This window comes from Jatrophihabitans sp., assembly GCA_036399055.1.
In the GTDB taxonomy this organism is placed as follows: Bacteria; Actinomycetota; Actinomycetes; order Mycobacteriales; family Jatrophihabitantaceae; genus Jatrophihabitans_A.
On the sequence record DASWNX010000017.1, the window covers coordinates 47,534 to 61,282 of the forward strand.

The window sequence follows — 13,749 nt, forward strand, 5'->3', positions numbered from 1 at the left end:
CGGCCCCGGCAGGTACGTCCAAGGTGTCGTGCTAATCTGAGCCGTCTTTTCAGACGCCTCGGGCAAGTGGCGGAATGGCAGACGCGCACGGTTCAGGTCCGTGTGTCCGTAAGGACGTGGGGGTTCAACTCCCCCCTTGCCCACAAGATCCTGGGGTTCTTCCCAGCTACCCGCCGGTGACGGCGATCCCCTTCTGGATGACCGCTCGGCACCACCGTGCGGAGCTGCCCGGGCGTCGGCAAGCAGCTTCGGCGGTTCTTGCTCCTCCTCCGGCGCGGCGGTGACGCCCGGCCCTGCCCCCGATTCCTCGCGGGTTTGTGGTTGCCCTCGCACAGAGCCACCTCAGCAGGCCTGGCCTGCCGGCCCCGCCGGGCGCCAGGGTGAGCGCGCCGGGTCAACGCCCGCGGTAGACGGCCCGGACCTGGTTGCGGCCGGCGGCGGACACGGCACAGACAGCTCGGTGCAGACCTACGACGAACGCATCAAGGCCACCCATCAGCGGGCCCGGCAGCGCAAGCTGATCACCGTCTCGCCGGACTCCCTGCCCGAAGCCATTGAGACCCAGGGTGGCTTCGCCCCGGTGGTGGCGGTGGCGTTCAAGCCGACGTTCACCCCCGCCCTGGACGACACCGACCGCGTCGCGGTGCTCACGATGGCTGATCCGCAGCACCGCATCGGCGTCGGCAAGGCCACCAAGCCGCTCGGCTGGTCTGCCGGAACGGCCTTGGTCGCCACCTGTGCTGGCGGCCGGGTGACGGTGTCCGCGGCGCCGCGTTCCAGCCCGGCGCAGCAGTCGGTGACGCTGGACTCCAAGGGCCGACTACGCCTGAGCCCCTCGGCAGTCGCTGTCCTGAATGCCGACCCGGCCACCCAGGTCCTGGCGATCGCAGTCCCCGCCACCGGCGAACTCGTTCTCCTGCCGGCCGCGGCTGCGCTCGCCCAGTTGACCGGCCCTCTTGCCACCACAGCGCCCGCGCCCTCTCGCGAGCACCAACTCGAGACAGGGGCGCCTGCGCGCTCCGGCGTGAGGAGGCGTTTCCAACCAGAAGCGGTCGCCTGACCCGACAACCCGAACGCACGCGCAGAGGCGATTGCGCGACCCGGACCTACCCGGACAGGTACATGTCAGCTGGCCAACGTGCCGGACAAACGATTACTGCTGAGGAGCAAACAATGAACGCACAACCCGACGCCATCCCGACCGAAGCTGCCGACCCCGCCCTGGTCGCGGCCATCAGCGCTGCGCTGGCCCAGCATGCCCTGACCCGGCCTGATGCGGGCCCGGCCCTGACCCGCATCACGGTCCGCGAGATGGTCGACGAGTGCCTGGCCAACATTGAGACGAGCACGGCGAGGACCTACCGGCCTTATCTGCTGCTGCTCTCGAAAGGGTGGAGCGGACGCGACTTCACCTACGCCGGCATCGGCGACAAGTACGTCGATGAGGTTCTGCCCTCTGCCCTGAACGAGGCGCTCAAGGCGGTCGACGTCCGGGCGCAGCAGCTCATCGAAGACCGCAACGCGGTGCGCCGGGAAGTCGGGCGAGTCGAGTTCGCCAAGGCCGGGAGCACCCCGCGTTACAACGCGGTCGGCGCGTTCCGGCGGATGTTCAAAGACGCCATCGCCGAGCGTCACCTCGCCAAGGGCTGCAGCCCGGCCGCCGACATCACCAAACCGCACCGCAGCGAAGGCGGCCGGATGGCGCTCACACAGAGCCAGCTCGACGCGATGCTCGACCTCGTGGACTCAACCGGTGACGACCCTGAGCTCGACCGGATGTTGTGCGAGACGATCCTGGTCAGCGGCGCCCGGGTGGAAGGTCTGCTGAACCTGACCATCGGGGGTATCGACCTGGAGGAATGCGTCATCTGGCTCGATGAGAAGAACGGCAGGCTTGTCCCGCAGCCAGTCCCCGACTGGTTCGCTGCGAAGCTCCTGCAGTTCGCACGTTCCCGCGGCGCGGTCGCCAAGGACGACCCGGTGTTCGTGAAGCGGCCCCGTGGCCGTCGCCCAGCAGCGCCTATCACCGAACGCCGGATGGACTACCTGTTCGGCCGCCTCCAGGCCGCCTACGAGTGGGCCGACACCGACCAGGTCACCGCACACGTGTTGCGCCATCACGCGGTCACCGTGGTCGAGCGTCTGGCCGGCAAGGCCGTCGCCCGCGCGTACGCCCGGCACTCCTCCGGCGACGTCAACGACATCTACACCGCGGCCAGCCGCACCGAGGTCGCAGCGGTCGTCGTCCGCCTTTACGGCGGCGACCACCCGTGGCTGCACCGCAAGCCGCGCGTCCGCAAGACTCCGCGGTAACCAGCGTTGTGCACGCTTGAGGCGAGCACTCGCCATCTTCCGGTGCTGGACCGGCGGCGACTCTCCGACTGCTGCGCCGCGGTCGGCACCCGTCTGGTCCAGGCAGACTCGGCGCTTTGGGCAGCGGCTTGCGCAAAACCCGCGCCGCCCGGGACAACAGCCACCACGCCTTTGAATAGCTGTGCCACACGAGTCGCCCACCATCGAGTGAGCCACAACTCCATTTCACCCGGATCGGTCTGCGCCAGCAGGATTCGATCGCGATAGATAAGCGCTTTTCTGGTTAGCCCTTAGATAACTCGCTCACATTCCTTTATGGTGTAAAGCTGTACGAATTCTGGAAGTTACTTCCTTTTTCAACTTGCGATGTGAGCTTTCTGTCCTTGGTATGTACCCTAACGAACGCATGCCTCGGCTTGACATTTGCTTCAACGAGCTGGACCTCTTGTCGGCTTACTCGCTGGCTGCCTGAAGTCGTTCGGAGAACCAACTGACTCGGTTGCTCGCACGGCTGAGCTACCCGTCGGCGACCCAGCCCCTGGTGGTTGATCCGACGACAAACTAGTTCGCAGTGGTGGCTGCCGCCGCACACCACCTACAACACTTGGGACGCCATGTGGCGGGCTGGGGCTTGATAGCCCGACTGGATGTGCTATCGGTGCCTGTTGACGCGGGACATACAGGCTGGCAAGCTACCTAAATCTGGCGCGACGTACAGGAGTCGCCAAGCGGCGCATAGCGGGAGGCTGTTCCTCCGCGCAGTTTCCGGGGGAACGGCATGGCTTGCGGCAACAACCACGTCTCGAGAGACTATCTGTCATCTAGCCCGACAGCACCACCAGCGATGCCTAGGCCGCTCGCAGGTCGTGATACTTCGGTGGACTCCCCGAATCGGATTTGGGACATGAAGGGTGCAGTACGCTACGACGGTCAATTCCTGGAAGAGATGGGCGCGCACGTCTACTTCGGCGGGATTGGCAAGCCAGATGGGCCGGGCCACGGACACGGATATATCGATAAAAATAACGTCTTCAGGGTTTTTCGTGACCCCTACGATCCTTCAGACGGAAACGCTCGGCAAAGAGCCACCAGTGAATATGTCCCGGCAGTGAAGCATGCATAGTGCTGACTGAAGCTCGCGCATTTTGCGCGGCGAAGGGCCTTCTAATGCCACAAAGTCTTGTAGACGCCGAGGCATCGGGTTTGGTGGCGGCAACGGTTTCGTTGACTCTTTTATGCCGCGAAGGAGGCATCGAGGATGCATTGCGAATAATGGCCAGCGGCTTCTTCAACGCGCCAGTGAATCTGCTCCCGATTGCTACCGTTGACGACGCGTCGTTCGCCTGTGTTGTATGCCTGGGTGATGGAGAAGAACCTGCGAATCACGATCCGGTCGTACGCTGGTTTCTATCAGATGTGGACCATAAGCATCAGGCCGCACTTCTTGATATAGATGCCTATGACTACCTCGTTTCGCTGGACGAGGAACTGTCGTCTCGTGAGGAGGGCCTACGGCGTGTGCTTGACCAAATTGGTCCTGCGTACGAGCACAGCCACCTTGAGAAGGAGAAGCGGCCTCGCGACTTCGTGGTCCGGCCGCTGCGGATCGCGTGTCAAAACGTCATCGTCGCACTGGGCGCAATAGCCCAAGACTCCAGCTTCGACGGGCTCTCGGTGCCCGCGTGGCAGACCTGCGAGGTGCCGCACGTCGCTACTCACGAGGCTAATCGTGCGCTTGCCGCACTGACCCTGTGTGACGCGTTCCAAAATGGCGGGACGATGGAAATCCGGTTCGATCGCAACGCCCGGATCCTCCACAAAGGCAAGCCGCTCGACTTTAACGGTCACCCAGAGCAGCAGGTTCCGTCGAGCCTACGTCGCTTCGGTCGAACAGTTGGCGTCACGCTTGGCGCCGACGACCCTGCGGCGATCACACCCCGCGAGGCTCGCGAGTTGTTCCTGGCGATCACACCGATGCCCCTAGACCTGAGGGCGCGGGTTGACGATGCCGTCCAACACCGCGGCATCACGCCAGAGCGCATCTGCTTCCTACTGCTGTCCCAAGTCTGGCGCGAGATCGAGATGGACTACCTACTTGCAACGAGCGGACGTACCGCCTCGATCCTCAGCGGTGGCGCTGAGTGGGCCGACCGGCTGGCACGGCAAGCCGAGTCGGAAATCTGCCGCGGCGCCATCACCGTTGGCATGCTGTATCGCCGGCTCAACTCCACGGACGCCGCGGCAGCCGGCACCAAGTCGGTGGTGCGGGTCATCGAGGACTGCACCAAGGGGGTTGACTGGACGGTTTACTCTGACGAGGCGGCCATCACGTTCACTGGCCTGCACGCGAACGACTCGATCCCTTGGACGTTCGGCCTCAGCGGCGTCGACACACTGACCGTCTTCCCCCGCACTTCGATCAATCCCAATGTGATTGACGAGATCGCCTCAGCCAAAGTCCCTGGCCATAAAGCGCTACTCGTTCCCGGAGATGCCCTGCCACCAACGCTTCGGGCTCCGATCACGGTGCTTCGTTGCCCGGACCGGCTCGCCGACATCGACAAGACCATTGAGGACCGGCTGCTAAAGTCGAGGATTTCCCGCGGATGAGTACCGAGCGCTTGTGGGTTATTGGATTGCCGGCCGAGGCGTCCTTTGTTTCCTTGGTCGATGACGTGCGCTCAGCGGCAAATCGCGCCAGCAAGGCTGATCCAGGCGATCGACTCGACATTGCACGGTTCGAAGCGCTGGCCACCCGGCTCGAACAGGCCGCTCTGAATCAGGCGAACGCCCCACGAGTCGCCGTCGGAGTACCCGATGTCCAGCAGACGACTTTGCTTGGAATAGACCCGGACTCCTGGCCGAGCGGCCTGCCCGAAGACATTCGCGCTGCTGCCATGTCACTCGTCGCCGAACGCCTTCTTCCCGTCCTAGTGGTCGATCCCCATGTGCGTGGCGCCACCGGTTCAGAGGACGTCGGCGCCGCCGAGGAGCCGGCGAATGTGTGGCCGGGCGAGGACGGAGTGTTCGGCGGTCGCGCCGTCGAGGCGCGATTCCGCGCCCAGATCAGGGAGGCACTCAACCCGGACGCCACTCGCCGGGTTCCGGTATCTCCGAGCGGCATCAACAACGCGGTTGTCGCTGAGATTTTGCGCGAGTTCGTCGCAGCCGAACCGGGCGCCACCCGCGTTGACGCACCGGTCGAGTACCGCGACGGCTCGAAGTCCGCGCACCCGTTCCCGCTTCGGGCACTGCCACTCGTCACCGAGCTACCGACAGCGTCGCTGTCGCTCAAGTTCGCGTTGCTCTCGATCCGGCACACGGAGATGGACGCCATCGTGCACGGCGCATGGCTGCGCAACGCGGAGATTTCACGCCCCCGGCCGGCCGCGCAGACCGATGACTTGGTCTACGACCTAAGCCTCCGGCAGCTCGAAGAGCTCACACGCATAGAACGTCACGTGCACCTGCACATGTACCAGACCGGCTTGGAAACAGCGGTGGTCGGCTTCTACCGGGCGCTGACCACCCACCTACTCAAGCACCCAGGCTCTGTCTCGGTTCAGCCCATGTACTTCGTTACGCCACCCAAGCCCCGGAAAGACAACAACGCTCGGCAGCCGAACGGTAGCCGCGGCAGCGGTGGAACCTCAAACGGTCAAGGCCGTCACCAAAGTGATCCCAGGCAGCGCAACGCTGACCGCGGCGGTGGACGTCAGCAGAGCGGCCAGGCCGTTCAGTCTGACTCACCGACTGAGCGGAAGCCGCTGCTCACCGAAAGCAGCACCTTCCGAAAGGGAACGGTGTGGTCGACGTGACGAGCAGCGATGAGCCCAAGCGCGGCAAATCCGCATCTCACATGCGGGCGTTCACCTGCAAGGACTGCCAGCGCGAAATCGAAGGCCTGCAGAAAGACATCGCCGTGCTGGAGGCCAGCCGAGCCAACAAAAACCAGCTCAAGAAGCTGCGCGCCACGCTCCGCACACGACTAGAGAAAGCGACCTACAACGAGAATTGGGCGCACAACCTCGTCGAGCGGGGCGGCTCCCGCTCCGACCGATGCAAGGAACATCGGCAAAAGCATCGCGTCAACATCCAAGGTCTCGCGGTCGCGTACATCGACCTCAAGACCGTCGGAGAGGTCGCCGACCGCGAAAACCCGACCGGACCACTAGGTGGCCTGGGCCCACTGCCGACCGCACACGAGGAGGTCAAAGGCACCTCCTACGACCTGCAAGAGGTCCGCGTCGGCATGACCGACGAGCACGTCGTGGAGATGGTCAACAAGCTCCGTGAGAAGCAGGTGCTGATACTCAAAGCGGGCACCGGGACCGGCAAATCCACCTTCGCTCCCTACCGGCTGATGGACCCACCGCCATCGACCCTGACGAACGTGCCCGCCGATGCAACGTTCGCGAAGTTGACAGACCTCGGCCCGATCATCGTCACCGAGCCGCGCGTACAGGCCGCCGTCGGTGTGGCCTCGTTCGTCGGCGGCGTGATGTCCGGAGCCGGCGGCGTCGGCCCTGGCTTCCCGGTCGGTTACCAGGTGTCCGGCGACCGCAACCATGACGAGGCATGCGAGCTGATCTACGTCACCGACGGCACGATGATCAACTGGCTTAGAGAGGGCCGGCTAAGCCGCATCGGAACGGTCATCGTCGACGAGGCACACGAACGCAGCACGAACATCGACTTCATCATGGGCTACCTCAAGCGCGAGCTTCCCCGATATCCGCACCTGCGGGTCATCGTCACCTCGGCAACGTTCAACACCGACTTCTACCTCGAGTACTTCGGGGGACCGGAGAACGCGCACGTCATGGACGTCCCGCCGGAGAAGACCTTCGGTTACGGGCTGCCCCTCTTCGCCAACCTTGACGCCCCGGAGGAAGGCGAGGGCAACGTCCTCGAGCGCTGGGACGACAAAGCACTGCCATTGACATCCGAGAGCCCGCGTGACGAGGAGTCCTTCGTTCGCACGCACTGGAAGTCGCAATACGCAGAACCACTTCGCTTTCCCGACGACGTCACTGACAGGTTGGACGACGGATATTCCGAGGATGTGTGGGCGACGACTCGGCTGGTCTCCGGTCTGCGTTACAAGGGCAAGATTCCAACCGATCAGTGGCAGGAACGCATGCCCGCCGAGATGGCGAAGTTCGTCATTCAGTTAGCTCGCGGCCTGGACGACGCAAAGATTTTCGGCGACATCCTTGGGTTCCTGCCGACGAGGCGAACGATCGAGCCCGTCTGCGAGGAGATCGAGAAAGCGCTCGGTCGCACCTACAAGGACCAGGTCTTCCCTCTCATCTCCAGCCTGCCGAAGGACCGCCAAGCGAAGGCCCTCGCGAAGCGAAAGAAAGGCGATCCCCGCAAGATCGTCATTTCGACGAACCTGGCGGAAACCTCCCTGACGGTCGAAGGTGTGCGGTTCGTCGTCGACAGCGGCATCATCGCTCAGTCCGAGTGGGATCCCGAGCTGGCGAAGGGCAGCATCCCGACGAAACCACACAGCCAGTCCGGCATCAGGCAGCGCTGGGGACGGGTAGGCCGGAAGGCACCCGGCTGGGTGTTTCCGCTCTACAGCAAAGGGCAATTCCTCGACCTGGCGGAGGACACCCCGCCCGGGTCGACCCGAGACAACCTTGAGGCTCTCGTCATGACCGCCAAGATGGGCGGCATCGATGATGTGCTCAGCTTCGACTGGCCGGCGGCGTTCCAACCGATGACCGTAGAACTGGACGAGGAAGCCACCGAAGCTCGAAAGGTCTTCGTCAAGGAGCTGGAGCGCGCCGACCGAGCGCTGCGTGCGGGGGGTGCCGTGGACAGCGATGGTCACCCGACATCGTTTGGCAAGGAGCTGACCCGCTTCCAGGGGCTTGGCTCGACCGCGAGTGCGCTCGCGGTCATGTTTGCCGATCGCCTCGCTTGCGTCCCGGAGGTTGCCACCGTCATCGGCTTGCTCGAAGACACGCGCCTGATTGGGCAACGCGGTCTGCTCCTTGACGACTTTGACTGGCCGGACGACTGGCGGCTGGAGGCCGCCGAACGACACCGGGGGCTGTCGTCACTGTGCGACGACGAGGCCGAGTTGGTCCTGCTGGTGGCGGCGGCCTGGGAGTGGGCCGACCCGAACGTGGCTCCATGGGACGACTCGCCGAAGCGGCAGGACTGGGCGCGCATGTGGTGGGTCAACCACGCGGTATTGCTCGAAGTGGCGAAGAAGCGTCACGATGTTCTGGCCGCGCTGTCACCAGCGATGAAAGAGGAGGTCAGGAGGTTCGTCGAGCCAGCGCTCATCAACCGCACCCGTGGTGTGCTGACGCGCGCGATGGCCACGAACATCTTCGTCAAGGCTGGCGACGGCCAGTACCAACCGACGAGCAAACCTCAGACCCCAATGGTCGTCGAGCGACCGGCACCCGAAGCAGGGAACGTAGAGAACAGCCTGGGCGCGCCTCATGCGGCGTCGCCAACGGTCTCGAGCACAGTGCCGCGTGTGTTCACCGTCGAAGAAGACTCCTTGCCAACGCCCAGCGCCGAGCACGTGGTGGCCTTGCGACGTCGTGAGTCCAAACTCGACAACCGCATCTCCTCGCTGGTCATAGCGCAGGAATGGGCCATGACCCAACCCGACGAGAAACAACCGTCCAGCGTCGTTGATGCCATGCGCATGGTAATTGCCGCATCGAAGTATGCCCCCGCCCAGGCGGAGAAGACCGAGGCATTGCGGTACATCGACAGTTGGCCGGTGGGCCAACGCGTCCGCCTTGAGCTGGAGACGGTCGACGAGGTGACCACGGCGCGGACTACGGAAGCACCGATTCCGCCGTTCCCTCGACCCAAGACCCGCGAGGAACGAGGCGAGGACCCACGTCGGGGCCGCCGCGCACGGACTCGCAACAGACTCGCTTTAGACGAGGAGGCTTTGGCCGGCAGCGCGGATGACCTTAGGACGGAAATTCGACTTACTCCACGTCGCGGATACGACGACGAACGAACGCAACAGACCGAGCTGCTCGAAGCTGATCGTGAGACTGGCACGCTTCAGGCCTGCGGCCAGTGCTTTCCCTGCCGGGCTGACCGGCCCGAGGATTGTGAGCGGCAGTCCCGGGCAACCGAACCAGGACGACGCGAAGACCCGGTAGCCGCCTGGCGTGCGAAGGCCAGCGTGGGCATGGATGCCTCAACCCCGCGCGTCGAAGTCGACCGCGAGTACCCCATCGACTCCGATGGTTGGTACGAGATCACCGGCTACCAACGCGACAACGACGGTTACGTCGTCAAACTTCGCCCGGACTGGCGCCGGGGCCAGGTGAGCAATGCTGGGCAACACCCAGACTTGAAGGCGGGCGATCCGATCGAGATTCGTGTCGGCCGACCGTTAGTGCACCATGGCGGGTCGCTTCGCGCCTTCGACCGCGTCGACGGCGAGGGCCGCTTCGTCCTGGCCGAGGCGTGGGCACGCTACGACGACGAACAGGTCAAGCGGCGCGAGATTGCTGTCAGTCTGGACCGCGGCAGCACCGTCCAGCTGAAGAACCTCGTCTCTGGCGCCGAGTTCACGGCTACCGCGGTGCCAGCACGCGCCGAGGGCACACTAACCATTACGCTCCTCGAACTGCTCCATCAGCACTGGTCCCAGGCACAAGACGGACGCGGAGCCAGCAACGAGATTCTCGACAAGACCCGCCGCAATCACGGCCGCGAAAGGGTCTATACGGCCGTCGTTGAGTCACCACCGAACGCGAACGGCTACGTGACCGCCCGGCTTCTTCACCAGGACAGCGGACTGGGAATCGTGCACTGCTTCGACTTCAATGTCCGACCAAAGCGTGCCAAGGCCTCGGGCAACGCGAACCCCCTGGGCGAGACCGAGTCGGCGAGCGAGGCGCCACCCCTCGGCTGCGGCGACGCGATCATGATCAAGCTTGGCAGCGATCGAGCACGGCTAGACGTCAGCGGACTCAGCATCGACGGTCTGCGAAGAATCGAGGCAGAGCAGGCGGGCCAGATCACCATCGACGGCCTGCCGAAGGATGAGAACTCATCCTCCACCAGGAGCCCGAAATCTAAGGGCCGGCACCGGGCCAGCCCGGCTGCCGACACCCTGCTCGCTCCGCATGACGAGCAAGGGCCTGACCTCGACGAAGAGGCCGATGATCCGGCCCCGCCGGGGACCGTGGTGCTCGGCAAGACGGAGAAGCCGCTCTCGCGCTCGGCGGCGACGGCCTTAGCGGAACTCAGCGACGACGCCGACTGGCCGAATGAGGTCTGGTCATTCTGGGCCCGGACCCATCACCTGCGGGTGGATGACCGCACGCCCTACATTCCTGGCACGCTCACCGAACCGTTCGAGATGAGGGCAACGGTCCGGATCGACGAGACAACGCCGCTGACCCAACAACGGGCACGCATGGCAGCGTTCACCATCAAACACCCGGTATACAGCGCCATCGAGTGCATCGTGAAGTCGTACTCCAACTCCGGAGTATCCGTCGAGATCGATGGTGAGATTGAGGGCTTCGTTCCTACAGCGGAGCTGTCGTGGGCCGGCCGAATCACGCACCCCGACCAGGTGGTGGCTGTCGGCGACCACCTCCAAGCCTTACTTCAGGCCACACTGACCTCAAAGGGCATGCCGACACTGTCCGTCAAGGCACTCAAGCCCGACCCGTTCGAGGCCTTCAAGAAGCGCTACGCGCCTGGCGAGCGCGTTACCGGCATCATCGAGAAAAGGATCGAGCACGTTGTGTTCGTCGACCTCGGAGACGACGTTGACGGCTCGATTCACATATCCGAACTGGATCACCTGCACCTCGGCACTGCTGAAGACTTTTCCGAAATAGGTGCCTCGGTCACGGTCGAGGTGCTCGGATTCTCCGACAGCGCACGCCGAGTTGATCTGTCACGCAAAAACACGCTCCCGCACCCATACTTCGAGTACAAGGCGCATCACAAGCTCAATGAAGAAGTCACGGCCACGGTGGACCGGGTGTCGAAAGCTCACGTCAACGTCCGGCATTCCAACGGTGCACCAGGCGTCATCCACGTCAGCAACCTTCGCTGGTGGCCGTATGTAGGTGACGCGGCTGACTTGTACAAGTCGGGCGACGAGGTCACGGCGCAGATCATCAAGTTCGACGACGACAAACGCGAACTCGAACTCTCAGTGAAAGCGCTGTTGCCCGAGCCCTACGCCGAATACAAGGCGGGTCACAAGATCGGCGAGAAGGTTGACGCGGTAGTCGAGCGGGCAAACGCTCAGCACGTCAACGTCCGCCACTCGAACGGCGCCCAGGGACACCTGCATGCGAGTCAGATCTCGCGCGATCACGTTGCCGATGCGTCGAAGCTCTACAAGCCGGGTGATCGAGTTACAGCCCAAATTACCGGCTTCAATGACGAGAAGCGAACGATCGAGCTCTCAGTGAAGGCGCTGCTGCCCGAGCCTTACCCGGCGTTCAAGTTGACAACGCAAATAGGTACTCCGCTCACCGGCGTCGTGACTGGATTCAACGACCATTTTGCATACGTCAAACTCGCTGGCGGAGTCGAGGGCAGCATCCACGTTACACAGCTGTCGTCGATGCGGGTCGGCAAGCCGTCGGACATGCTAAGCAAGGGCCAGCAGGTGACGGCCATGGTTATCGGATTTGACGATCAGCGCAAGAAGGTGCAGTTGTCGCTCCGGCAGCCGGCCGCCGCGCCTATGCCACCGCGTACTCAGTTTGCTGCCGCCCCGCCCCGGACGGTCACACCGGCGGGGCCCGTCACGCCCGTCTCGGTACGGCCGGCGCCCAGGAGTCAGCCTCGGTCAGTCGTGATAGAGGCCGACACTGTGGCCGACGCCGTAACCAAGGCGTGCCGGCAGCTGAACGTATCGCCGTCAACTGTCACTTACGAGATTCTCGACCCGGGCGAACCGAAGAGACTGTTCCGTGCCGCTCGCCCGGCACGCGTGCGGGTCACGACTAGATAGCCCTCCCAGGCGAGGGAACTGACCACCCTCTAGGACAACGCAACCGCGCTACGCATCGTCACCGCGGCCTTACGGCTTGTCCGCAGCGAGTTGCTGGCTGAGCCAGGCGCGGGTTGAGTAGTCGGTGGGAAACCAGAGGCGGCCGCTGGTGTGGCGTATCGGAGTCGCGGGAGTCCACGGGCTGTTCGGGTCTGGTCGCGTCTGCCACTGGCCGTAGTAGGTGGCTTCGTCGTTGTCACCGATCCCTTGGACGATAACTCGTAAAGTCGGGTGGTCGTTCCACTCGAGGCCGAGGGTGGCGTCGAACTCGCTGGCGTAATCGGGGTCTCCATGGGTGACGTGGTCAATGATGGCCTGGGGAGGCTTGAGGTCTGATGCGGACGCGTCGACGAGGTCCGTTGGCCCCGAGAGGCACTGGCGCAGTGGGTTCATGATGCCGCGGACGCAGTTTTCGACGATCAAGTCCTCCCCTCCTCGGGCGGCTTTCCTCATTGAGTAGCCGCGATCGAAGAAGCTGGGGTACTTGGACGGGTCGGGCTTAGTGATGGTGTCAGCGGGGTTGTCGGCTAGCCAGCACTTGAGCTCGTCGCATACGTCTCGCATCGACGGGCGCGTATGCGGTGCGTGCATCGTGCAGACTTCCATGAGCCGCGCGAGCTCGAAGGCGGCGTCTCCGCCGACCGGATAAAGGCTGTTCTGCTTCTCGAAGACGTGCAGGGTGCCCTGAGGTGGGTAAGGCTCTCCCATCGCGAACTTCCACAGGCACTTGGCCAAGGAGTACACATCGACGGGCGCCCAGTTGCGGACGTTGTCGTTGTTCAGGGCTTCCGGTGCGATGTAGCCCCAAGGGCCAGCCTTAGTCCCCGCGTCGGTGATTCCGGCGTTGCTGGGATGATGGGCGATACCGAAGTCTCCTAGGACGGCGTGTCCGTCGAGCCAGAACAGGTTGTCGGGCTTGATATCGCGGTGGGTGATTCTGTGGGTCTGGATTAGGTCGGTCAGGGTGGCCGCCAACTCGGCAAATGCGTCAACTACCGCCCACAGGTCGGGCACCACGCCAAAGTGATCGCCGAGAAGCGTTGCCTCCTGCGTGACGAACCACTCGCTGTGGCTACTCGGGTCCACATCAAGGACCGGGAGCACGCCGGGCGTGCCCTGGAGGGTCTTCATCAGATTGAGCTCTTGAACAAAACGCTTGCGCGAGTAGGACGGCTGCTTAGGCTCTAGCGCCTTGGCAGGGTCCGCACAGAACTTGAGTACTCCTGCCCGCCCGCTGGCGTCGGCGGCCCGCCAGACATGAGTCGATCCGTTCTTGAGCGCTCCCCCGTTCTCCGGGTCTGCTACCAGAGTCCAGGAGCCGAGTTGGGCGCCGGCATTCAGCTTCGCCATGGCGGCATCTTCTCACCGATAACCGGCGTCTGGGTCTCGGCGGTCGAAGTGGTTCAGACCCG

The 13,749-nt window shown here is 63.9% G+C and carries 6 protein-coding genes and 1 tRNA gene; 6 read left to right on the top strand and 1 reads right to left on the bottom strand.

The annotated features are described in order from the left end of the window. The first annotated feature begins 60 nt into the window (after nt 1-60). From VGB75_06015 to VGB75_06040, 6 genes are all read left to right on the top strand, one after another. Nucleotides 61-143 (top strand) — tRNA-Leu (locus VGB75_06015). Nucleotides 144-460: 317 nt separating this feature from the next. Further along, nucleotides 461-1,060, top strand: a complete 600-nt coding sequence (locus VGB75_06020) for a hypothetical protein (protein HEY0166582.1) — start codon at nt 461-463, stop codon at nt 1,058-1,060. 113 nt (nt 1,061-1,173) lie between these two features. Next, on the top strand, nt 1,174-2,313 hold the full coding sequence (locus VGB75_06025; protein ID HEY0166583.1) for a tyrosine-type recombinase/integrase: 1,140 nt from the start codon (nt 1,174-1,176) through the stop codon (nt 2,311-2,313). Between the two features lie 1,122 nt (nt 2,314-3,435). Beyond that, a complete protein-coding gene (locus VGB75_06030; GenBank protein HEY0166584.1) occupies nt 3,436-4,923 on the top strand; it encodes a hypothetical protein in 1,488 nt (495 codons plus the stop codon). Next, complete coding sequence (locus VGB75_06035; GenBank protein HEY0166585.1) at nt 4,920-6,131, top strand: hypothetical protein; 1,212 nt, start codon at nt 4,920-4,922, stop codon at nt 6,129-6,131. The genes VGB75_06030 and VGB75_06035 overlap by 4 nt, the downstream gene beginning before the upstream one ends. Further along, the gene (locus tag VGB75_06040) at nt 6,119-12,298 is read left to right on the top strand and encodes a S1 RNA-binding domain-containing protein (protein HEY0166586.1); all 6,180 of its coding nucleotides are present in this window, start codon (nt 6,119-6,121) and stop codon (nt 12,296-12,298) included. The genes VGB75_06035 and VGB75_06040 overlap by 13 nt, the downstream gene beginning before the upstream one ends. Before the next feature lie 69 nt (nt 12,299-12,367). Here VGB75_06040 and VGB75_06045 read toward each other — a convergent pair whose 3' ends face one another. Beyond that, a complete protein-coding gene (locus VGB75_06045; protein HEY0166587.1) occupies nt 12,368-13,687 on the bottom strand; it encodes a protein kinase in 1,320 nt (439 codons plus the stop codon). Nucleotides 13,688-13,749 lie beyond the last annotated feature (62 nt).

Excerpts from the sequence above, each read along its gene's own strand:
- VGB75_06025 (HEY0166583.1), top strand. The coding sequence starts at position 1,174 with ATGAACGCACAACCCGACGCCATCCCGACCGAAGCTGCCGACCCCGCC.
- VGB75_06035 (HEY0166585.1), top strand. The coding sequence starts at position 4,920 with ATGAGTACCGAGCGCTTGTGGGTTATTGGATTGCCGGCCGAGGCGTCC.
- VGB75_06045 (HEY0166587.1), bottom strand. The coding sequence starts at position 13,687 with ATGGCGAAGCTGAATGCCGGCGCCCAACTCGGCTCCTGGACTCTGGTA.